Origin of the sequence: Bradyrhizobium sp. USDA 4538, assembly GCF_024171045.1 — a bacterium.
Taxonomy (GTDB): Bacteria; Pseudomonadota; Alphaproteobacteria; order Rhizobiales; family Xanthobacteraceae; genus Bradyrhizobium; species Bradyrhizobium australafricanum.
This window is the reverse complement of record NZ_JALJZE010000001.1, coordinates 4,946,043-4,966,242: the sequence shown is the minus strand read 5'-3', so window position 1 is coordinate 4,966,242 and position 20,200 is coordinate 4,946,043. Positions and strand designations below refer to the sequence as shown.

21 protein-coding genes are annotated in these 20,200 nt (G+C 65.1%); 8 read left to right on the top strand and 13 right to left on the bottom strand.

The window, feature by feature from the left end; translation table 11 throughout:
* Positions 1–34: 34 nt before the first annotated feature.
* The 3 genes from J2R78_RS22460 to J2R78_RS22450 all read right to left on the bottom strand — a co-directional run bounded on the left by J2R78_RS22460 (position 35) and on the right by J2R78_RS22450 (position 3,339).
* Complete coding sequence (locus tag J2R78_RS22460; protein ID WP_253606883.1) at positions 35–1,285, bottom strand: MFS transporter; 1,251 nt, start codon at positions 1,283–1,285, stop codon at positions 35–37.
* A gap of 312 nt (positions 1,286–1,597) precedes the next feature.
* The gene (glmM, locus tag J2R78_RS22455; protein ID WP_016846677.1) at positions 1,598–2,944 is read right to left on the bottom strand and encodes a phosphoglucosamine mutase; all 1,347 of its coding nucleotides are present in this window, start codon (positions 2,942–2,944) and stop codon (positions 1,598–1,600) included.
* Positions 2,945–3,159: 215 nt separating this feature from the next.
* Positions 3,160–3,339 carry a hypothetical protein gene (locus tag J2R78_RS22450; RefSeq protein ID WP_253606882.1) on the bottom strand — a complete coding sequence of 60 codons (180 nt, stop codon included), beginning with the start codon at positions 3,337–3,339 and terminating at the stop codon, positions 3,160–3,162.
* Between the two features lie 141 nt (positions 3,340–3,480).
* On the opposite strand from J2R78_RS22450, the gene J2R78_RS22445 reads away from it, so the two are divergent.
* Positions 3,481–4,617 carry an alpha-hydroxy acid oxidase gene (locus J2R78_RS22445; protein ID WP_016846679.1) on the top strand — a complete coding sequence of 379 codons (1,137 nt, stop codon included), beginning with the start codon at positions 3,481–3,483 and terminating at the stop codon, positions 4,615–4,617.
* A 261-nt stretch (positions 4,618–4,878) separates the two neighbouring features.
* Here the strand turns inward: J2R78_RS22445 and J2R78_RS22440 are convergent, their stop codons facing one another.
* The 6 genes from J2R78_RS22440 to J2R78_RS22415 all read right to left on the bottom strand — a co-directional run bounded on the left by J2R78_RS22440 (position 4,879) and on the right by J2R78_RS22415 (position 11,215).
* Positions 4,879–5,487 carry a hypothetical protein gene (locus tag J2R78_RS22440; RefSeq protein WP_057015947.1) on the bottom strand — a complete coding sequence of 203 codons (609 nt, stop codon included), beginning with the start codon at positions 5,485–5,487 and terminating at the stop codon, positions 4,879–4,881.
* A 254-nt stretch (positions 5,488–5,741) separates the two neighbouring features.
* On the bottom strand, positions 5,742–6,320 hold the full coding sequence (locus J2R78_RS22435) for a hypothetical protein (protein ID WP_375167132.1): 579 nt from the start codon (positions 6,318–6,320) through the stop codon (positions 5,742–5,744).
* A 117-nt stretch (positions 6,321–6,437) separates the two neighbouring features.
* A complete protein-coding gene (locus J2R78_RS22430) occupies positions 6,438–7,280 on the bottom strand; it encodes a shikimate dehydrogenase (RefSeq protein ID WP_253606880.1) in 843 nt (280 codons plus the stop codon).
* 31 nt (positions 7,281–7,311) lie between these two features.
* Positions 7,312–7,953 carry a YoaK family protein gene (locus tag J2R78_RS22425; protein WP_253606879.1) on the bottom strand — a complete coding sequence of 214 codons (642 nt, stop codon included), beginning with the start codon at positions 7,951–7,953 and terminating at the stop codon, positions 7,312–7,314.
* 139 nt (positions 7,954–8,092) lie between these two features.
* Complete coding sequence (locus tag J2R78_RS22420; protein WP_253606878.1) at positions 8,093–10,141, bottom strand: elongation factor G; 2,049 nt, start codon at positions 10,139–10,141, stop codon at positions 8,093–8,095.
* 159 nt (positions 10,142–10,300) lie between these two features.
* Positions 10,301–11,215 (bottom strand): LysR substrate-binding domain-containing protein, encoded by a 915-nt coding sequence (locus J2R78_RS22415; protein ID WP_253606877.1) that lies wholly within the window; start codon positions 11,213–11,215, stop codon positions 10,301–10,303.
* 124 nt (positions 11,216–11,339) lie between these two features.
* Here J2R78_RS22415 and J2R78_RS22410 point away from each other — a divergent pair, with 124 nt between their 5' ends.
* Entirely contained in the window at positions 11,340–12,272 is a 933-nt protein-coding gene (locus J2R78_RS22410) for an alpha/beta fold hydrolase (protein WP_253606876.1), read from the top strand.
* Here J2R78_RS22410 and J2R78_RS22405 read toward each other — a convergent pair.
* From J2R78_RS22405 to J2R78_RS22395, 3 genes are all read right to left on the bottom strand, one after another.
* Positions 12,269–12,751 (bottom strand): DUF992 domain-containing protein, encoded by a 483-nt coding sequence (locus tag J2R78_RS22405; RefSeq protein ID WP_028336066.1) that lies wholly within the window; start codon positions 12,749–12,751, stop codon positions 12,269–12,271. The genes J2R78_RS22410 and J2R78_RS22405 overlap by 4 nt on opposite strands.
* 321 nt (positions 12,752–13,072) lie before the next feature.
* Positions 13,073–13,594 carry a DUF992 domain-containing protein gene (locus J2R78_RS22400; protein ID WP_057015953.1) on the bottom strand — a complete coding sequence of 174 codons (522 nt, stop codon included), beginning with the start codon at positions 13,592–13,594 and terminating at the stop codon, positions 13,073–13,075.
* A 243-nt stretch (positions 13,595–13,837) separates the two neighbouring features.
* Positions 13,838–15,040 (bottom strand): pyridoxal phosphate-dependent aminotransferase, encoded by a 1,203-nt coding sequence (locus J2R78_RS22395; protein ID WP_028340563.1) that lies wholly within the window; start codon positions 15,038–15,040, stop codon positions 13,838–13,840.
* Positions 15,041–15,648: 608 nt separating this feature from the next.
* Here J2R78_RS22395 and J2R78_RS22390 point away from each other — a divergent pair.
* The 3 genes from J2R78_RS22390 (at position 15,649) to J2R78_RS22380 (ending at position 16,876) form a co-directional block, all read left to right on the top strand.
* On the top strand, positions 15,649–16,302 hold the full coding sequence (locus J2R78_RS22390; protein WP_028336064.1) for a glutathione S-transferase family protein: 654 nt from the start codon (positions 15,649–15,651) through the stop codon (positions 16,300–16,302).
* Between the two features lie 180 nt (positions 16,303–16,482).
* On the top strand, positions 16,483–16,659 hold the full coding sequence (locus J2R78_RS22385) for a hypothetical protein (RefSeq protein WP_168859259.1): 177 nt from the start codon (positions 16,483–16,485) through the stop codon (positions 16,657–16,659).
* Between the two features lie 61 nt (positions 16,660–16,720).
* On the top strand, positions 16,721–16,876 hold the full coding sequence (locus tag J2R78_RS22380) for a hypothetical protein (protein WP_168859260.1): 156 nt from the start codon (positions 16,721–16,723) through the stop codon (positions 16,874–16,876).
* A 120-nt stretch (positions 16,877–16,996) separates the two neighbouring features.
* On the opposite strand, the gene J2R78_RS22375 is transcribed toward J2R78_RS22380, so the two are convergent.
* On the bottom strand, positions 16,997–17,350 hold the full coding sequence (locus J2R78_RS22375) for a DMT family protein (protein WP_076829887.1): 354 nt from the start codon (positions 17,348–17,350) through the stop codon (positions 16,997–16,999).
* Between the two features lie 212 nt (positions 17,351–17,562).
* Between J2R78_RS22375 and J2R78_RS22370 the strand changes: the two genes are divergently transcribed.
* From J2R78_RS22370 to J2R78_RS22360, 3 genes are all read left to right on the top strand, one after another.
* Positions 17,563–18,378: a PAS-domain containing protein gene (locus J2R78_RS22370; protein WP_076829885.1), complete on the top strand. Its 816-nt coding sequence runs from the start codon at positions 17,563–17,565 to the stop codon at positions 18,376–18,378.
* Positions 18,379–18,481: 103 nt separating this feature from the next.
* Positions 18,482–18,943: a GNAT family N-acetyltransferase gene (locus tag J2R78_RS22365; RefSeq protein ID WP_076829882.1), complete on the top strand. Its 462-nt coding sequence runs from the start codon at positions 18,482–18,484 to the stop codon at positions 18,941–18,943.
* 271 nt (positions 18,944–19,214) lie between these two features.
* Entirely contained in the window at positions 19,215–20,156 is a 942-nt protein-coding gene (locus tag J2R78_RS22360; RefSeq protein ID WP_253606875.1) for an aldo/keto reductase, read from the top strand.
* Positions 20,157–20,200 lie beyond the last annotated feature (44 nt).

The following is a 20,200-nucleotide window of genomic DNA, read 5'->3' as shown; positions in this document are numbered from 1 at the left end:
GCTTAACGCGGGCGTCGCGTCCGCGGCCGAGCGTTCAGCGCACGGCCTGCGGCATCCTCGGCAGGAACACCGCGAGCAGGCCGATCGCCGGCAGGAAGGCGCACAGCTGATAGACGAAGGCGATCGAGGTGTGGTCGGCGAGCTTGCCGAGCACGGCGGCGCCGAGACCGCCGATCCCGAAGGCGACGCCGAAGAACACGCCAGAGATCATGCCGAAGCGATGCGGCATCAATTCCTGCGCGAACACAATGATCGCCGACGTCGCCGACGAGATGATCAAACCGATCACCACCGTCAGCACGGCGCTGGCGAACAGGCCGGCATAGGGCAGCGCCAGCGTGAACGGCAGCGCGCCGAGGATCGAGAACCAGATCACGTATTTGCGGCCGAAGCGGTCGCCGAGCGGACCGCCGATGAACGCACCCGCGGCGTTGGCGGCAAGGAAGACGAACAGATAGAGCTGCGCCGCCTGCGTCGAGACGCCGAACCGGTCGATCAGATAGAAGATGTAATAGCTCGACAGGCTCGAGACATAGAGCTGCTTGGAGAACAGCAGCGCGACCAGCACGATGAGCGCGATCTTCACGCGCCGCTGATCCGGATGGTCGGGATGCCGCGCGCTGGCGGCCGTCTTCTTGCCCGATATCTGCGGTTTGTACCAGACGCCGATGCGCCAGAGGATCACGATGGCAAGGAACGCGATCGAGGAGAACCAGGCGATCGAGGGCTGACCGAACGGCACCACGATCAGTGCTGCGAGCACCGGCCCCATCGAGGTGCCGAAACTGCCGCCGAGCTGGAACACCGATTGCGCGAAACCGTAACGTCCGCCTGACGCCAGCCGCGCTATGCGCGACGATTCCGGGTGGAACACCGCGGAGCCAAGGCCGACCAGCGAAGCCGCAATCAGGATGACCCCATAGGTGTGCGCAACGCTGAGCAGCAGCAGACCGAAAAAGGTGAAGCCCATGCCGATCGCAAGCGAGAACGGCTGCGCCTTCTTGTCGGTGAAATGCCCGATCAGCGGCTGCAGCAGCGACGCCGTGAACTGGAACGCCAGCGTGATCATGCCGATCTGCGCGAAGTCGAGCGCGTAATTGTCCTTCAGGATCGGATAGACCGAAGCGATCAGCGACTGCATCGTGTCGTTGAGGAAGTGCGAGAAGCTGATGCCGGCAAGCACGACATAGGCCGGTCCCGCAGCGGCGGCGACCTTCGCGGCCGTCAACTCCGGCACCGGCACCGGCTCGCCCAGCGCCTGTTTGCTCACGACGGGTTTGTTCAATGCAGCATTCCCGGACAGATTCGCAAAAATACCTCCGTGTCGTACGACGCGGAGGTGAGGCAAACCAGTTGCGTTAGCCGATGGCAGCGATGCGCTGTGTGGCCAGCCGGCGGCCAAACTCTATCCCCGTCACCCTGAGGAGCGCCAACGGGTCCGCGCAAAGCGCGGCCCGATGACAGGCTCCGCGCGTCTCGAAGGGTCGACGGCCCGGCGCTCGCCAAATTGCGACAATGGGCCGTGCATCCTTCGAGACGCGGGCAAGGGCGCGCTCCTCAGGATGACGGATCACGAGCTGACGAGGCCGGACGGAGCTTATGCCGCAGCGGCGTGGCCGAGTGCGCTGACGATGTTGTCGACGACCTCTTCCACCAGGATACGATCGTCGCCCTCGCCCATGACGCGGATCACCGGCTCGGTGCCGGAGGGGCGGATCAACAGACGGCCATGGCCGTTGAGGCGCTTCTCGCCGTCGGTGATCGCGGACTTGACCTCGGCGTCGTCGAGCGGCTTGCCGCTGCGATAGCGCACGTTCTTCAGGATTTGCGGCAACGGGTCGAAACGCCGGCAGATCTCCGACACCGGGCGGCGCAGCTTCTGCACCACGGCCAGCACCTGCAGTGCCGCGACGAAACCGTCGCCGGTCGTCGAATAGTCCGACATGATGATATGGCCCGACGGCTCGCCGCCGAGATTGTAGCCGCCGCTCAGCATCTGCTCGAGCACATAGCGGTCGCCGACCGGCGTGCGGACCATCTGCAGCCCGAGCCCCTGCAGGAAGCGCTCCAGCCCGAGATTGGACATCACGGTCGTGACGATGCCGGGCTTGGCGAGGCGCCCTTCTTCCTTCCAGCTCTGCGCGATCACCGCGAGCAGCTGGTCACCGTCGACGATGTGGCCGCGCTCGTCGACCAGGATGACGCGATCGGCATCGCCGTCGAGCGCAATGCCGATGTCGGCGCGCATCTCGCGCACCTTCCGCGACAGCGCTTCCGGCGAGGTGGAGCCGCATTCCTTGTTGATGTTGAAGCCGTCGGGTTCGACCCCGATCGGCACCACGTCGGCGCCGAGCTCCCACAGCGCTTCCGGCACCACCTTGTAGGCGGCGCCGTTGGCGCAATCGACCACGACGCGCAGGCCGTCGAGCGAGAGATCGCGCGGCAGCGTGCGCTTGGCGAATTCGATGTAGCGGTCATGGACGCCGTCGATGCGGCGGGCGCGGCCGAGGCTCGCGCTCTGCGCCAGGCGGCGGTCGAGCGATTCGTCGAGCAGCTGCTCGATCTGCTTCTCGACATCGTCCGACAGCTTGAAGCCCTGCGGGCCGAACAGCTTGATGCCGTTGTCTTCGAAAAGATTATGCGACGCCGAGATCATGACGCCGAGATCGGCGCGCATCGACTTGGTGAGCATCGCGATCGCCGGGGTCGGCATCGGGCCGACCAGCAGCACGTCCATACCGACCGAGGTGAAGCCCGCGACCATGGCGTATTCGATCATGTAGCCGGACAGCCGCGTGTCCTTGCCGATCACGACGCGATGGCGATGGTCGCCACGCTGAAACACCAATCCCGCGGCCTGCCCTACCTTGAGCGCGAGCTCCGGCGTGATCAGTCCATTGGCGCGGCCCCGAATTCCATCGGTCCCGAAATATTTGCGGCTCATGTAACCCCCAACACGGACCTCTCGAACCACCCGGCGAGAGAGTCCTGAACGCCTACCAGTCTAGCGTGCATCGGCCTTATAGACTGCCAGGCGCTAAAAGGACTTCAAAAAATATGATGAATCATTACCGGGGCTAAACCCCGTGCCTCTACATTAAGGCACTGAAAGATATAACATTATTACTCTTTCGGCAACCTGGGGAACGAACGTCGTCCCTACCCTTTGCCGGTGCGCTTGACGTGCTGGTCACCCTTGGTAGGGGCCGGCTGGGTGACATTGACGGGGTCGGAACCGGGAAACGTCTCCTCCAGCCCCTCCTCCAGGGCCTCGTCGAGCCGGCGCTTCTCGGCGTTCTCGTCTGCTTTTGCTTTCGGTTTGGAGCCTGATTGGGTCATCGCGCTCTCCCATCCGTCTTCGATTTGGCAGCTCCCCCATCCATGCTAGATGACGGCAAGATCGAACACCCGCAAGACTTGCTGCCTAAACAAGGCTCGCGACATCGAACTTGCGACACAGAAGAAGGGCCGGGACCGTCCATGAAGCACATTACCTGCATCGAAGATCTGCGCCAGCTGCACAAGCGCCGGGTGCCGAAGGCGTTTTTCGATTATGCGGACCGCGGCTCCTACACCGAGGACACGCTGCGCGCGAATTCGGAAGATCTGCAGCAGATCAAGTTCCGCCAGCGCATCCTGGTCGATGTGTCCAAGCGCACCCTGGCGACCACGATCCTCGGCGAGCCGGCCGCGATGCCGCTGATCCTGGCGCCGGTCGGCCTGCTCGGCATGCAGCATGGCGACGGCGAGATCTATGCCTGCCGCGCCGCGCAGGCGGCCGGCATTCCCTTCACCCAGAGCACGATGTCGATCTGCTCGATCGAGGACATCGCCGCCGCCGTCGACAAGCCGTTCTGGTTCCAGCTCTACGTCATGAAGGACCGCGGCTTCATCAAGTCGCTGATCGAGCGCGCGATCGCGGCGAAATGCTCGGCGCTGGTGTTGACCGTCGACCTGCAGGTGATCGGCCAGCGCCACCAGGACATCAAGAACGGCATGACGGTGCCGCCGGAATGGTCACTGTCGAAGCTGATCGACTTCGCGACCAAGCCCGCCTGGGTATCAGGCGTGCTGCAAGGCAAGCGCCGCACCTTCGGCAACATTGCCGGCCACGTCAAAGGCACCGAGGATCTGACGAAACTGTCGGAATGGACCGCCTCGCAGTTCGACACCTCGCTGAACTGGAAGGACATCGACTGGATCCGCAGCATTTGGCCGGGCAAGCTGATCCTTAAAGGCATCCTCGACGTCGAGGACGCCGAGCTTGCCGCCAAGACCGGCGCCCAGGCGATCGTGGTCTCCAACCATGGCGGCCGCCAGCTCGACGGCGCACCGTCCTCGATCGAGGTGCTGCCGGAGATCGTCGATGAGGTCGGCTCGAAGCTCGAGATCATGTTCGACGGCGGCATCCGCACCGGCATGGACGTGATGCGGGCGCTGGCGCTCGGCGCGAAGTCCTGCATGATCGGCCGCGCCTATGCCTATGGCCTCGGCGCCGGCGGCCAGGAAGGCGTCGCCAAGGCGATCGATATCCTGGGCAAGGAGCTCACCACCACGATGGGGCTGTGCGGCGTCAACACCATCGCCGAGATCGACGATCACGTGCTGGCGGTTTAGCCGCCGGCGCTATTATCGTAGCCCGGATGAAGCGAAGCGTAATCCGGGTCTTTCCTCGTGGATAGATTGGCCCCGGATTGCGCTGCGCTCCATCCGGGCTACGCAATCTTCGTCGTCCCGGGCAAGCAAAGCGCGACCCGGGACCCATAACCACCGATGGCCGTCGTTTCGCAGCGCTGCGGCGACAGCGCGCTTCAACAACTCAACCCTGTGGTTACGGGTCCCTGCTTTCGCAGAGACGACAGCGGAGCCTGTTCAGCCTCACATCGGCGGTGCGATCCCGTCGCGGCCGACATTGACGCGGTTGGCTTCCAGCGTGCCGTCGTCCTTCTTCAGCGCACCGAAGATGATGATCTTGGCGCCCGGCTTCAGCTCCGACTTGTCGCCGGCGACGAAGGTGACGACCGGGGTGCCCGGCGGCACCACGACTTTCTTCTCGCCGTCCTTGTACTTCACCGTGATGTTCTGGCCGTCGGTGCCCTTCACCGTCTCGGCGACGGTGGCGTTGGTCATGGTCGAGTTGGCGCGCAGGTCCCAGGGGCGGAACCCCTCGGCGGCGCCGCGCTGGTTCTCCGGGAAGATGTGAACCGCGATCGCCTTCTGCGTTCCGTCGGGTTCGGGCATCGCGGTGACGCCGATGTAGGAACCGGGCTTGATCTCCGACAGATCGGTCTTGGCGACGCCGAACACCGCGACGTTGTCGGTGGTCCGCACCTTCATGTCGGCGCCGTCGCGCGACTTGATCGACAGCATGGCGCCGTCGACGGCCTCGATGGTGCCGCGGATGCGCACCGCCGGCGGCTGCTGCGCGGATGCAGCCGAGGCAAAGGCAACAAGAAGCAATGCGGCGAACAGCGTCGATTTCGGCATGGTGTCCCTCATGGGTTGGGCTGGCGGATGAAGGAACACCGGGGAATTGGTGGTATTCCGTGCGGCCACCTCCCGTTCGCGGGAAAGGTGACCGTTCAACAACTACGGACCGGATGAGGGGGCCGTTACTGCGATAACGGACAGGTGATGCATGTTCTGCCGTAGCCCGGATGGAGCGGAGCGCAATCCGGGGACCGCCTTCCTGGGAAGATTCCCGGATTTCGCTCCGCTCCATCCGGGCTACGCGCTGTGCGTCACATCGGCGGCGTAAGCCCGTCGCGGCCGACGCTGACGCGATCGGTTTCAAGCGAGCCGTCTGGCAGTTTCTTCATGAAGGCGATGACCTTGGCGCCGGCCTTCAGGTCCGCCTTGTCGCCGGGAACATAGGTCACGACCGGTGTATCGGGTGCGACTTCCACCTTCTTCTCGCCGTCCTTGTATTTGACCAGCAATGTGTGGCCGTCATTGCTGACGACGGATTGCGCGACGGTCGCATTGGTCATGCTGCTGTTCGGCTTCAGATCGTAGGGCCGCGAGCCTTCGCCGGTGCCGCGCATGTTCTCCGGGAAGACATGCACCTCGACCGCCTTCGGCGTGCCGTCGGAGCCGGGCACGGTGGTCGTGCCGATGAAGGAACCGACCTTGATGTCGGACAGCGCGACCTTGGTGAGACCGAGCACCACCATGTTGCCTGCCATGTGCAGCTTGACGTCCTCGCCGCTGCGCGACTTCACCGCGAGCGTGTCGCCGTCGACGCTCTCGACGGTTCCCCGCACCCGGGTCGGCGTCGGCGGCTGCTGCGCGAGCGCGTAGAGCGTGGACACCGTTACCATCGCAAGCGCGATGAACGGCCGAATGAAATGGGAACGGCTGGCAGGCATGACTGATCTCCGGGAGGGAACGCGGGGGGACTAACACCAGACCCCGTTCCGGAGATGCTATTCCAGGCCTCAAGTCTTTGTGAGATCGGCCTCAACCAGCGCACGCAGTTCCGGCGTGACTTGTGGACGCCGTCCGAACCACAATTCGAAACCGCGCACCGCCTGATGCAGCAGCATGCCGAGTCCATCAGCGGTCTTCAGACCACGCGCCTCTGCCGCCGCAAGCAGCGGCGTCACCAGCGGCACATAGACGAGATCGGAAACGACCGCGTGTTGCGGCAGCAGACCGACATCGACCTCGAGCGCGGGCTGACCATGCATGCCGAGCGAGGTGGTATTCACCAGCAGGCCGGCGCGCGGCAGCAGCTTATCAACCTCGTCCCATGTCGCGGGATGAACCCGCGCGCCGAATTGCTCGGCCAGCGCGCGGGCGCGATCGATGCTGCGGTTGACCAGATGCACGCGCGCGATGCCGCGCTCGATCAGGCCGAACACCACCGCGTGTGCCGCGCCACCGGCGCCGAGCACCAGCGCGTCCTCCGTCTTATCCCAGCCGGGCGTGCAGGCGTCGTGATTGTTGATGAAGCCTTCGACATCGGTGTTGGTCGAGCGCAACTCGCCATCGGCGAACCACAGCGTGTTGGCGGCGCCGACGGCACGGGCGCGCTCGTCCGGCGCCGACAGCGCCAGCGCGCGCTCCTTGTGCGGAATGGTGACGTTGGCGCCGACGAAGCCGCGCAGCGACAGGCGGAACAGGAAATCCTTGAAGTCCTCCGGCGGCACCGCCTCGATCACATAGCCGCCCTCGATGCCGAGCGTGCGCAGCCAGTAATGATGGATCAACGGCGAGCGAGAATGCGCGGCGGGCCAGCCGATCAGGCACGCGGCGCGGGTTTTGCTTGAGGACGTCATGATGGTGACATCGGCCAAGGCGGGCGCGCTGTCAATCCGTCCGCTTCGCGGTTGCGGCAACCAGCGCGCTGAGGGCGAACGCGGCGGCCGCGGCAAACCAGATCGCCGCGAGGTTGATCCAGCCATAGGCCAGCGCGCCAGCGAGCGCGCCCGCGACCAGCGCCGCCCACAGCAGCAGGTTCGGCAGCCAGGCCCAGCCCGCACCGCCGGTGAGCGCGGCGGCGATCAGCTGGCCGGCCTTCACCAGCGCCCCGGTGACGTAGGTGAGGCCGAGCCCGGCGCCGCCTTCGAGCTGGAATACGGCGTTCTCGAGCCCCATCGCCAGCACGATGGCGGCGACCGCGGCGTTCGACAGACCATAGGCATAGGCCACCGCCGCCGCCGTGAGCAGCCACGCCTCGACGAGCAGGAGCAGGGGCTGGCGATGGGCCAGCGCGCTGAGCACGATCAGGCTGCCGGCTGCGGCGCCGGCGACGAACAGCACGATCAGTTCCAGCGCTTCCAGGGCATGCTGCCAATGCCCCTCGGCCAGCGTCACGCCAAGCCGCGTCGAGTTGCCGCTCATGAAGGAGACGAACAGCCCGCCGAGATGCAGATAGCCGATGCCGTCGACATACCCGGCCATTGCGCTGAGCGCGCAGGCCAGCGCCAGGTTACGGCGGGATTCAAGCATGCTGGCGGAAACTGCGTCATAGGAAGGGAATCACGGGCGCTATCTTGGCCCGTCATTCCGGGGCGATGCGACAGCATCGAACCCGGAATCTCGAGATTCCGGGTCTGGTCCTTCGGACCATCCCGGAATGACAATTCGATCACGCCGCGTCGCGATGCGCGGCGATGATCTGGTCGGCGGCGCGGCCCGTCACTTCGGCCATGCGGTCGAACTGGCGGGTGAAGGTGCCGGCGCCGGCAGTGGCGGAGCGCAGCTCGACGATCAGGTCGCCGATCTCGGATTCCGGCATCGTGGCGCGGACGCAATCCCAGCCGATCCAGCCGTCGCGGGTGTCGAAGCCGAGGATCTGGCCGCGGCGCGCCGACAGGATCGCGTTGATCTTGGCGGTGGCGTCGGTCGGGCAGACGATCTCGACCATGTGGATCGGCTCCAGTAGCACTGGCTGGCACTGCGGCAACCCCTCGCTGACCCCGATCCGCGCCGCGGTACGGAACGCGAGATCGGACGAGTCGACGCTGTGATAGGAGCCGTCGGTCAACGTGACGTCGACGTCGATCACGGGGAAGCCGAGTGGGCCGCGCGCCAGCGCGTCGACGACGCCCTCTTCCACAGCGCCGATATAGTTGCGCGGCACCGCGCCCCCGACCACTTTCTCGTGGAATTCGAAGCCTGACCCGCGCGGCTTCGGCTTGATGTCGAGCACGACGTCGCCGAACTGGCCATGACCGCCGGACTGCTTCTTGTGCCGGCCGCGCTGGGTGATCGGCTTGCGGATGGTCTCCTGATAGCCGATCGCCGGCGGATGCGATTTGACGTTGACGCCGTAGCGGTCCTTCAGCCGCTCCTGCGCCACGCGCAGATGCATCTCGCCCTGCCCCCACAGCACGGTGTCGTGGGTGCGCGGGTTCTGGATCATCGTCAGCGAGGGATCTTCCTCGTTCAGCCGCAGCAGCGCCTGGCCGAGCTTGACATCGTCCTTGCGGTCGGTCGCGGCAATCGAGATCGACAGCACGGCCGCGGCCGGCTCGACCTTGACCAGCGAGGCCGGCGCCGTCTTGCCGCTCGAGACCGTATCGCCGGTCTTGATCGCATCGAGCTTGCCGAGCGCGACGGTGTCGCCGGCCTCGGCCTGCGGCCGCTTGCTGTCATGCCCGCCCGAGACCGCGAGGATGCCTGAGACGCGTCCGCTCTCGCCGCTTGAGGATTGCAGCGTCGCGCCGTCGTCGAGCCGGCCCGCAAGCACGCGCGCCAGCGACAGCTTGCCGCCGTGCTGCAAGTGCACGGTCTTGAACACGTAGGCCAGCGCATCCTTCTGATCCTTGATGCCGAGCCGATCGGCGGTCTCGGCAACGCCGGGCGCCTCATGGCGCAGCGCCTTCATCAGGCGCAGCACGCCGTTCTCGCGGCTCGCAGCGCCGAGCAGCACCGGACAGATCTGCCCATCGCGCAGTTCGCGGGCGAGATCGTCGAACACGGCATCGCGCGGCGGCTGGATATCCTCCAGCAACTGCTCCATCAGCGCGTCGTCATGGTCGGCAAGCTTCTCCAGCATCGAGAAGCGGGCTTCCTTCTCGCGATCGAGATTGCCGCCCTCGAGCGCCATCACCTCCGACGGCTTGTGCTCGCGATAGACGAAGGCGCGCTCCAGCGCGAGATCGACAAAGCCTTCGATCAGATCGCCGTTCCAGATCGGGATCTGGCGCAGCACCAGCGGCACGCGCGAGGCCGGCTGCAGCGTCGCAAGCGTCTCGCGGACGCGCTTGTTGGCGCGGTCGATCTTGTTCAGGAACAGGAAACGGGGAATTCCGAGCTCCTCGAGCTCGCGCAGGATGATCTGCAGCTGCGGCAGCTTCTTCTCATCGGCTTCGCAGACCACGACCGCGGCATCGACTGCCGGCAACGCTGCACGCATATCGTGCGCGAATTCGATCGAGCCGGGACAATCGATAAAGGTGTAGCTGTCCCCCATAAAGGTGGTGGTGGCGGCGGTCAGGCCTACGCCCATCTTGTGTTGACGCGCCTCGGGGCTGGCATCGCCGACGGAGGTTCCGGCATCGACGCTGCCGGCAGTTTTAATGGCGCCAGTGCGCGCCAGGATCGCTTCCAGAAGTGTGGTTTTACCGCTTTGGAAAGGGCCCACCAATGCGATGCACCGTGGACCTCGGGGACTTCTGACGTCTTGTCCCATTGCCGCCTCCTCGTTTTGGAGCTCGGCCCATGATTGGGTCGGCGACCGTTTATGCTCTGCCTGCGTTTGACATTTGGCAAGCGGGAAAACGTCGCTGCGGTGCGGCGTCGCGTAAGCTTGCAATTCCGAGCCATCGTCCGGACAATTGCATCCGCTGCGTCAGTTCCTTCGCGCAAGTCCCGGAGAAATCTCGCGCCAGCGTGTCGCAAGGTCGAGCAGACGCTGCACGGCGGGCGAGACATCTTCTTCACGCCACGCAATCGTGAGCGGCGCCGTCACCGCCGGCGCGGCCAAGCGGACATACGCCACGCCGCGACCGGTCTGCGCGCGTGCCGCGGCCTCCGGGACGAGCGATACACCGACGCCGGCGGCGATCAGGCCAATCGCAGTTTGCAGATGCAGTACCTCCTGCGCGAGTCGCGGCGTGAATCCGGCGGCCTGGCACGCGGCGACGATCAGGCCGGTGACCGATGGCGCCGGCCGCGCCGGATAGAGCACGAAGGCATCATCGGACAATTCGGCAAGCGCAATGTCGTCCCTCTCGGCAAGCGGATGCGCGCGCGGCAACGCCGCGACATAGGGCTCCTCCAGGATCAGGCGCTGGGCAAGACCCGCCTCCGGCAATAGCGCCGGGCGTGCGAAGCCGACATCGATCCGGCGTCGCCGCAGCGCTTCGGCAATCTCGGCCGCCAGCATCTCGTCAAGCACGAGCTCGACGTCGGGACAGGCGTCGCGATAGCTGCCTATGATATCGGGCAGACCGGCGAACATCGCGGAGCCGACGAATCCGATCGCGAGCTTGCCGGCCTGGCCGCGCCCGACGCGCCGCGTGTCCGCAACCGTGGCCTCAAAATTTGCGAGCAGGGAGCGGGCGCGCGCAAGCAGCAACTCGCCCGCCTCGGTGAGCCTGACAGGACGGCTATTCCGCTGCAGCAACGTCACGCCGAGTTCGTCCTCGAGCTGACGGATCTGCTGGCTCAGCGGCGGTTGAGCGATGTGCAGCCGCTCGGCCGCGCGGGTGAAATTCAATTCCTCGCCGAGCGCCACGAAATATCTGAGATGTCGCAATTCCATGCCGTCGGTATAGCACGGCGGCGGGTACCGTCAGTCATACGCAATAGCTCTGCAACCGTATCGAACGAGTATTGGACCGGACGCGCGAACGCGGACAGCCTGCGGCAAAGCACAGGGAGTCCCCATGACGGCGCTGGAAAAAGCCTTCGCGGAAGCAGCCGCGGCAGGCATCACGCAACAGAAGATCGATATCGGCGGCCTGCGCGTCAACATCGCGCGCTTCGGCAAAGGGCCGCCGCTGCTCCTGCTTCACGGCTGGCCGGAGTTCTGGCTGGTGTGGCGCCCGCTGATGCTGCGCCTCGGCGACAGTTTTGAACTGATCGCGCCGGACTTGCGCGGCTGCGGCGACACCGGCAAGCCGACACCGGGGCCCGATGCGTCCGCCACCGCGGAGCGCCACGCGCTGGACATGTTTGCCGTCATGGACGCGCTAGGTCATGACCGCTTCGGCGTGATCGGCGGCGATCTCGGCGCCTATGTCATGCAGGCGATGTCGCATCGACAGCCGCAACGGCTGATCGGCACGCTCTATCTCTGCACGCCCTATCCGGGCCTCGGCCACCGCTACGGCCAGCCCGGCCACCTGATCGAGGTCTGGTATCAATACTTCCAGCAGCTGCCATGGGCCGCGCAATTGGTCGGAAGCTCGCGCGAGTCATGCCGGCTCTACTTCCGACATTTCCTCGACCACTGGTCGGGCGACGATCCCGCGGTGTTCGGCGACCTGCTGGAAGCCTATGTCGACAACTTCATGAAGCCGGGCAACATCCAGGGCGGCTTCGACTGGTATCTCTCGTCCGCGCCCAATCGCCGGCTCTGGCTGGAAGGCAAGCTGCCGGCGCAGCCGCGCATCGACGTGCCCTCGCGCTTTCTCTGGGGCCGCCGCGATCCGTTGATCGCGCCCGAATGGTCGGACAGGTTGAAAGACTATTGGAGCGAACCTTCGATCAGGTTCGTCGAGACCGGGCACTATGTTCACGCCGAGGCGCCCGGGATCGTTGCCGAAGAAGCAAGCGGCTTCTTCGGCAAGCTGATCAACCGCACGGGCGCGCGTTAGCGGCCCGGACGCAGCTCGAGGCTTTCGAGGCCGGCGGCGATGTTGATGCCGACCTGACCCTGCACGCTGAGCGGCTGCAGGGCGATCGTGTTGTCGGAGCCGCCGACCAGCACGTTGCCGCCGACGCCGACACCGAGCGTCGCGCTGCCCTGCGCGCCGGCATAGTTGCCGGAGAGCGCACCCGGCCCGAGCCGCTCCACCGGCGCGTAAACGCCCCAGGCCAGCGCCGATTCCTGGGTGATGCCGAGATCGATGCCGACCTTCTGGATGGTCGCGATGTAGCGATCCTCAGGCAGACCATTGGCGCGCAGCACGCAACCGAGATGGGTCACGGAACCGACGATGAAGCCGACGCTCGCGCCGCCGCGGCATTCAAGGACGCCGACCTGCACGCGCTGGATCGGCTGTTGGGCGCTGGCGCCAACGATTGCGGTCAGCGTGGCTATGGCGGCACCGGCGAGGAGAGTGAAGCGACGCATGTTGGGGAGTCTCCGGCTGAGAGGCATGACGCGAGCAGAGAACCGAACGGCGCCGTGTCTGCGGCGCCGTTCGCATCCTATGCCACAACATCGAACGTCCAGCCAGAATTTGCGGTGCCCGGCCACCGATTGTCAGGAGATGTTGCGGCGCTGCTATGTTCCTCGGGGTCTGCCGATTGATCGAGCAACGGACAGCAAACAACAGACAACAAAAAAAGAGGCCCGCTTTCGCGGGCCTCTTTGATCGAACACCGACCAGCTTAGAGCGTTTTCGAGCGAAGTGGATACCGGTTCGCGTGAAGAAAACGCGTCAAAACAAATCTAGTGGTGATGATGATGACGGTGGTGACGATGATGACGGCGCGGACCGCCGTAGGCGACCGGCTCGAGATCGATCCCGGCGATGCCGGCCGCAACGTTGAGGCCGGTCTGGCCCTGCACGCTGACCGGCTGCAGTGCGTAGGCATTGTTCGGGCCGCCGAACAGGAAGTTACCGCCGGCACCGAGGCCGACCGAGGCGTTGACGCCGACGCCGCCGTAGCTGCCGGCCAGCGCACCGCGCGGGAGCTGGGTGGTCGGCGCGCTCACGGCCCAGGCGAGCTGGGTCGTCGCGGTGACGCCGAGGTCGACGCCGATCCGCTTCACGGTCGCAACATAGGGCTCCGGCCGACGGCCGCCGCTCTGAAACACGCATTCGAGGCGCGCGACAGAGCCGACAACGAAGCCGACATTCTCGCCGCCCTGGCATTGCAGGACCCCGGCTTGAACCTGAGGCGCCGCGTTGGCGGTGGCGAACGGCGCCAGCAACGCAAGCGCTGCAAGGGTGAGGGTCGAAAGTCGCATTGAACTGTCTCCGCAAGGTGAACTGAATTTGCGCGGCGGACAGGAAGGAAGGCTCGTGTCCAAAACAAGGCAGCGCGCAAAGACGCCGTAAAAACTTCCCGCGTGTGGCATCGATGTTCGCACACACGCGCGTGAGGTGAGCAGGATGTGATTTGACTCGTCGAATCTACCGGCGCGATTTCAGCACACAAACAAAAACGCTCCCGCACCAGGTGCGGGAGCGTTTCTTGATTTCGGATCGAACTACCGCAGATTACCGCAGAAGCGCTGGATGCGCTTGCAGGCATCCTCGAGATCGGAAGTCTTGGTGGCGTAGGAGATGCGGAACGCGGGGCCGAGCCCGAATGCCGATCCCTGCACCACGGCGACGCCTTCGCTCTCGAGCAATTCGGTGACGAACGCCTCGTCGTTGTCGATCAGCTTGCCCGACGGCGCCTTCTTGCCGATCGTGCCGGCGCAGGACGGATAGACGTAGAACGCACCTTCCGGCCGCGGGCACTCGATGCCGCTCGCCTGGTTGAGCATCGACACCACGAGGTCGCGACGTTCCTTGAACACCTTGTTGTTCGCGGCGATGAAGTCCTGCGGACCGTTGAGCGCCTCGACCGACGCCCATTGCGCGATCGACGACGGGTTCGAGGTCGACTGCGACTGGATCGTCGCCATCGCCTTGATCAGCTGCGCCGGGCCGCCGGCATAGCCGATGCGCCAGCCGGTCATGCAGTAGGCCTTCGACACGCCGTTCACGGTCAGCGTGCGGTCGTACAGGCTCGGCTCGACCTGCGCCGCCGTGGTGAAGACGAAGTCGTCATAGACGAGGTGCTCGTACATGTCGTCGGTCATCACCCAGACATGCGGATGCTTGACCAGCACATCGGTGATCGCCTTGAGCTCGCTCTTCGTATAGGCCGAGCCGGTCGGGTTCGACGGCGAGCAAAGGATCACCCACTTGGTCTTCGGCGTGATCGCCTTCTCGAGATCTTCCGGACGCAGCTTGAAGCCGGTCGAGGCCGGGCACACCACCGGCACCGACTCGCCGCCGGCGAGCGCCACCATCTCGGGATAGCTGACCCAGTACGGCGCCGGGATGATCACCTCATCGCCCGGATTGATGGTCGCCATCAGCGCGTTGTAGAGCACCTGCTTGCCGCCGGTGCCGACGATGACCTGGTTCGGCTTGTAGGTCAGGCCGTTCTCGCGCGCGAACTTGTTGATGATGGCTTCCTTGAGCTCCGGAATGCCGCCGACATCGGTGTACTTGGTCTTGCCGGCCTCGATCGCGTGGATCGCTGCGAGCTTGATGTTGGCGGGCGTATCGAAGTCAGGCTCGCCGGCGCCGAGGCCGATGACGTTGCGGCCCGCGGCTTTCAGCGCGCGTGCTTTGTCCGTGACCGCGATCGTCGCGGACGGCTTCACACGGTCGAGCGCAGCGGACAGGAAGGCCATTATTATCTCCTGGCAAACGTCGTGAGCCGTAGGGCCACGACTTGATTTGAATGGGATCGCGGCACCCTAGGCCTGTCGCCGCTGCACCGCAAGAAGCTTGGCGGTAAAGCACGAAAACTTTCGCGCATGGCTCGCGGCGCGCGCAATTTTCCGCAAGTTCCGGCGCCGGATGACTCATATCCGGCAAGCCCGCTCCGGTCTTGCCGGGGGGCCCTTCGGCGGCATGCGCCAGCGCGGATTGCTCCGAGGACAATGCCGCGCGGCAACCTGCCTGACAGCGCTAACGGCGGGTCGTCAACGCAGACCGGCGCGCGTCGTGCCGCCAAGGACGCGCGTTAAGGTTTGTGAATTGCAGCGCACCGGCCATGGTCGCGACCTTGGCGATCGACCGGCACCGTGCAGAGCGTCGCGCAGGCGTGATCCGAGTTGTTCTGCCGTGTGGATGGAATCGTTCTGCACGTGTGCAGTGCAGTAGACGTTTCGACTTTTTCCACACTGCAGGGCTTGCGACGCACCCCCGTCAGCATCATTGTTTAGCGGCGTTGCGGTGTGACAGGCCGCGCAATTTTTAAGCGTACCGTCTCCCTGACCGAGTGAACCACGACGCAATGTACAAGCTCTATTCGATGCAGCGCTCCGGCAACAGCTACAAGGTCCGGCTGGCGCTTGCCGTGCTGAACACGCCGTACGAGGCGATCGAGATCGACATCCTGCGCGGCGAGAGCCGCACCCCGGAATTCCTGGCCAAGAATCCGAGCGGCCAGGTGCCGCTGCTCGAGGTCGCCGAGGGCCGCCATCTCGCCGAGTCCAATGCCATCCTCTGGTACGTCGCGATCGGCACGCCGCTGGCGCCGGAGTCGCGGATCGAGCGCGCCGAGGCGCTGCAGTGGATGTTCTTCGAGCAGCACGCGCTGGAGCCGAACATCGGCGCCGCCTATTTCTGGCTGTCGCTGGTCAAGGGCGGACGCGACCTGCAGACGCACGCGCTGGAGGACTGGATGGAGCGCGGCTATGCGGCGCTGCAGGTGATGGAAAATCACCTCAAGGAGCACACCTATTTCGCCGCCGGACAGCTCACCGTCGCCGACATCGCCCTCTACGGCTACACCCACGTCGCCGACCGCTGCGACTTCGACCTGGCGACCTTTCCGTCGATCCGCGCCTGGCTCAAGCGGGTCGAGCAGACCCCCGGGTTTGTCTCGATGGACTGGCAGCCTGGTACCGAGGCCGAGCCTGAGCCTCGCCTCGCGGCCGGCGTCTGAACGGCTGGGTGTGAATCCAGGGAATAACGGGGAAACTGCCCAAATAACGGGCAAAACTCGCGCCACCGCCGTATTTTAGCCATTTTTGGACGGCGCCACCGCCGCAATGTTGCCGGTGACAACCGGCAGATTCGCGCGGATGTCGCGAGTGATTCGCTCGCGGCCTGAGGGATTTAGACCATGAAGCGGTGGTCCGGCACGGCAGGCTTCGATGGCCGCCCTGCCCCGGTGGCATCATCCCGGCTGACGAACGCGATCGCCGCGTCGCTCGCGCTCGGCGCGCTGACGTTGTGCCTGGTCGTCGCCGTGACGGTGCTGTCGAGCAACATCACCATGGCAACGGCGATCCCGGCGTAATCAAGCAATTTCCGGTTGGCACCTGATCCGCGGCAAGGCGCGGGAGAGACAGCGGCGCGACATGATGAAGACCCCCGTCGGACTGGTGACCGTGACGCTGTCGGCGGCGATCCTGCTGGCGGCATCGCTCCTGATCGTGACCGGCACGCAAGGCGAAGACCGCGCACGCCCCGCGCATGTCACGACGCCGACCGCCAAGCCGGCCCCGCACCACTAGCTCAGGTGCAGAGCGCATTAGAGCGTTTTCGAGCGAAGTGGAAACCGGTTCGCGTGAAGAAAACGCGTCAAAACAAGCATCTAGAGCTTCGGTTCTGATTCAATCAGAACCGAAGATGCTCTAGCCCCATTTGTGGAAGATCAGAAACGCGCCGGCGGCGATGAAGGCAAATCCGAGCGCGTGATTCCAGCCCAGCGGCTCCTTCAGGTACAACACCGAGAAGGCGGCGAACACGACCAGCGTGATCACCTCCTGCATGGTCTTGAGCTGCGCCGCCGAGTAGACCGCGCTGCCCCAGCGATTGGCCGGCACTGCCAGCCAGTACTCGAAGAAGGCGATGCCCCAGCTCACCATGATGACGATGGGGAGCGAGTGATCCTTGAACTTGAGATGGCCGTACCAGGCGAAGGTCATGAAGACGTTCGAGGCGAACAGCATCAGGATCGGCAGCAGCGACGGCGAAATGGCGGGCATCGAATGTCCTCTTGCAAGCAAAGCACGCGGTAACCCGCAGGCACGGAACCGGGTTCCGTGCCGATCTGCATATCATTTGATTTGAAAGCAGCGAAAGCTGGTTCGGCCCCCGCAACGCCCGCTTAACGGTCGGGACGGAAATGCCGGCGCGGTTGCGGCCCTGTCGTCAAACTGCGGCTTTATCGTTCGTTTGATAGATAGCGAGAACGCGCATGCGGTTCGACTGGCGTGCAATTTCAGGTCCGGCCCTGACGGCGATCACGGCATCCGCCGCCTTCCTGCTCGATCGCCTCGTTGTCGCCGTCCCCAATCCCGCGCCGCTGTTCGTCTGCATCGTGGCGCTTGCGAGCTCGATCAGCGGCATCACCTCCGGGCTGATCTCCGCCGCGATCGCGGTGGCCGCCTCGGCGCTGTTCTTCCTCAATCATCGCGCGCTGCCCGGTTACGACACCGCCGACGTCGCGCGGATGCTGATGCTGGCGGCGACCGCGGCCGGCACCGCCGTGATCACCGGAATGCTACGGCAGAAATGGATCGACGCCTTTGCCGCGGACCAGCAGCATCACGCCACCGCGGAGCGGCTCGCAGCCGCGCTCGACCAGGTCGACATCGGCATCGTGCTGCTCGACGCCGACACCCGCGCCGAATTCATCAACCGCGCCTTCCGCGACTATTTCGCGCTGTCGGATGCGCAGGCCGAGAGCAAGCCGCCCTTCGTCGCGCTGATGTATCACGGCCGCGACACCGGCGCCTATGAACTGCCGGAAGACGAGCTGAGCGCATTCATCGCCGAGCGCATCGCGATGATGCGCGCCGGCGACTCCACGCCGATCAATCTCAACCTCGCCGACGGCCAGGTGCTGCGCTTCAGCTGCACCGCACTGCCGGACGGCGGCCGCATGCTGAGCTACACGCCGGTCACCGACCTCGTGCGGCACACCGACGATCCCGCGAAGGCCGATGAATATCGGGCCCAGCGCGCCGGGCGCGAGCGCCGTCTGGCGCGGCTGCTGCGCGCCGCCGAGTGAGGCGCGACCTCGTCCGCAATTGATCCTGCGAGATAGCGACGGTAGAACCTTGCGAGCGGTGCGGAGACATCGCCCGCAACGCAGGATCATCCAGGAATCCTCCATGGCCGACGACGTCACCATCCGCTTCGTCACCCGCGACGACTACGCCCAGTGGCTTCCTCTGTGGGACGGCTACAATGCCTTCTATGAGCGATCCGGGCCGACCGCGCTCGCGCCCGAGATCACCGCGATGACGTGGGAACGCTTCTTCGATGCCTATGAGCCGGTGCACGCGCTGGTCGCCGACGCCGGCGGCAGATTGCTCGGGCTGACGCATTATCTGTTTCACCGCTCGACCACGGCGATCGCGCCAACCTGCTATTTGCAGGATCTGTTCACCAGCGAAGCCGCACGCGGCAAGGGCGTTGGCCGCGCGTTGATCAACGGGGTTTACGCGCAGGCCAAGCTCGCGGGATCGCCACGCGTCTACTGGCAGACGCATGAGACCAACCACACCGCGATGCAGCTTTATGACAAGGTCGCAGACAAGCCGGGCTTCGTCATCTATCGCAAGATTGTCTGAGCGGATCTTCGCGGCCTGTGGATTGAACAGAGGTGTCACCGGCACGTTACAAAGCCCGGCTAGGCTTCCGCTCGCGCAGATCAGGCCCCCCGTCTCAGATCTTCGCCAAGCGGTCCCCGTCAGTCGCCGCGTCTGACCGGGACCGCTTTTTTTGCGGCATCTCATTTTGCGACATCGTCATGCGTGATCGGCGGTAGGACGGCACCTTGCCGGGCCCTAGTGTGCTTGTCACAATACGCGGCACCCCTCGCCTATCCCACAGGATTGTCTCATGGAAATTCGTAATCTCGGCGGCTCCGGGCTGCGCGTGTCCGCGGTCGGCCTCGGCTGCAACAATTTCGGCCAGCGCACCGACCTCGAGACCTCGCGCAAGGTGATCCACAAGGCGATCGATCTCGGCATCACGCTGTTCGACACCGCCGACATCTATGCCGGCATGGGCGGCTCGGAGACCGTGCTCGGCACCGTGCTGGGCGACCGCCGCAAGGACATCGTGCTCGCCACCAAATTCTCCAAGCCGATGGCGACCGACGGCACCAAGCAGGGCGCCTCGCGGCGCTACATCATGTCCGCAGTCGAAGCGAGCCTCACTCGCCTGAAGACCGACTATATCGATCTCTACCAGCAGCACGACTACGATCCGCTCACCCCGATCGACGAGACGCTGCGCGCGCTCGACGATCTCGTCCGCCAGGGCAAGGTGCGCTACATCGGCAACTCCAACTTCCCGGCCTGGCGGATCGCCGAAGCCGAGTACGTCGCGCGCCAGATGAACGTGAACCGCTTCGTGTCCTGCCAGGACGAATACAGCCTCCTGGTGCGCGACATCGAGAAGGACCTGCTGCCGGCGACGCAGCAATACAATCTCGGCCTGCTGCCGTTCTTCCCGCTCGCCAGCGGCCTCTTGACCGGCAAGTACCAGCGCGGCGCCGCTGCACCCGCCGATACCCGCTTCGCCAAGGCGCCGGCGTTGAAGGATCGCTACGTCACGCCGCGCAACGAGGACATCGTCGAGAAGCTCCAGGCGTTTGCCAGGGAGTGCGGCCACTCCATGCTCGAGCTCGCCTTCTCCTGGCTCGCCGCCCGCCCGCAAGTCGCAAGCGTCATCGCCGGGGCGACGCGTCCCGAGCAGATCGAGCAGAACGTCAAGGCGATCAGCTGGAAGCTCTCCGCGGAGGAGATGGCGGAGATCGATGGGATAACGAAGGCGTGAAGCGAACGGCACTCTCTCCGCTCCCTCTCCCCGTCCTTCACGGG

What these genes read in the sequence shown, in the direction of transcription:
- glmM (WP_016846677.1), bottom strand. Translation starts at nt 2,944, where the DNA reads ATGAGCCGCAAATATTTCGGGACCGATGGAATTCGGGGCCGCGCCAAT.
- J2R78_RS22450 (WP_253606882.1), bottom strand. Translation starts at nt 3,339, where the DNA reads ATGACCCAATCAGGCTCCAAACCGAAAGCAAAAGCAGACGAGAACGCC.
- J2R78_RS22445 (WP_016846679.1), top strand. Translation starts at nt 3,481, where the DNA reads ATGAAGCACATTACCTGCATCGAAGATCTGCGCCAGCTGCACAAGCGC.
- J2R78_RS22440 (WP_057015947.1), bottom strand. Translation starts at nt 5,487, where the DNA reads ATGCCGAAATCGACGCTGTTCGCCGCATTGCTTCTTGTTGCCTTTGCC.
- J2R78_RS22435 (WP_375167132.1), bottom strand. Translation starts at nt 6,320, where the DNA reads ATGGTAACGGTGTCCACGCTCTACGCGCTCGCGCAGCAGCCGCCGACG.
- J2R78_RS22430 (WP_253606880.1), bottom strand. Translation starts at nt 7,280, where the DNA reads ATGACGTCCTCAAGCAAAACCCGCGCCGCGTGCCTGATCGGCTGGCCC.
- J2R78_RS22425 (WP_253606879.1), bottom strand. Translation starts at nt 7,953, where the DNA reads ATGCTTGAATCCCGCCGTAACCTGGCGCTGGCCTGCGCGCTCAGCGCA.
- J2R78_RS22420 (WP_253606878.1), bottom strand. Translation starts at nt 10,141, where the DNA reads ATGGGACAAGACGTCAGAAGTCCCCGAGGTCCACGGTGCATCGCATTG.
- J2R78_RS22415 (WP_253606877.1), bottom strand. Translation starts at nt 11,215, where the DNA reads ATGGAATTGCGACATCTCAGATATTTCGTGGCGCTCGGCGAGGAATTG.
- J2R78_RS22410 (WP_253606876.1), top strand. Translation starts at nt 11,340, where the DNA reads ATGACGGCGCTGGAAAAAGCCTTCGCGGAAGCAGCCGCGGCAGGCATC.
- J2R78_RS22405 (WP_028336066.1), bottom strand. Translation starts at nt 12,751, where the DNA reads ATGCGTCGCTTCACTCTCCTCGCCGGTGCCGCCATAGCCACGCTGACC.
- J2R78_RS22400 (WP_057015953.1), bottom strand. Translation starts at nt 13,594, where the DNA reads ATGCGACTTTCGACCCTCACCCTTGCAGCGCTTGCGTTGCTGGCGCCG.
- J2R78_RS22395 (WP_028340563.1), bottom strand. Translation starts at nt 15,040, where the DNA reads ATGGCCTTCCTGTCCGCTGCGCTCGACCGTGTGAAGCCGTCCGCGACG.
- J2R78_RS22390 (WP_028336064.1), top strand. Translation starts at nt 15,649, where the DNA reads ATGTACAAGCTCTATTCGATGCAGCGCTCCGGCAACAGCTACAAGGTC.
- J2R78_RS22385 (WP_168859259.1), top strand. Translation starts at nt 16,483, where the DNA reads ATGAAGCGGTGGTCCGGCACGGCAGGCTTCGATGGCCGCCCTGCCCCG.
- J2R78_RS22380 (WP_168859260.1), top strand. Translation starts at nt 16,721, where the DNA reads ATGATGAAGACCCCCGTCGGACTGGTGACCGTGACGCTGTCGGCGGCG.
- J2R78_RS22375 (WP_076829887.1), bottom strand. Translation starts at nt 17,350, where the DNA reads ATGCCCGCCATTTCGCCGTCGCTGCTGCCGATCCTGATGCTGTTCGCC.
- J2R78_RS22370 (WP_076829885.1), top strand. Translation starts at nt 17,563, where the DNA reads ATGCGGTTCGACTGGCGTGCAATTTCAGGTCCGGCCCTGACGGCGATC.
- J2R78_RS22365 (WP_076829882.1), top strand. Translation starts at nt 18,482, where the DNA reads ATGGCCGACGACGTCACCATCCGCTTCGTCACCCGCGACGACTACGCC.
- J2R78_RS22360 (WP_253606875.1), top strand. Translation starts at nt 19,215, where the DNA reads ATGGAAATTCGTAATCTCGGCGGCTCCGGGCTGCGCGTGTCCGCGGTC.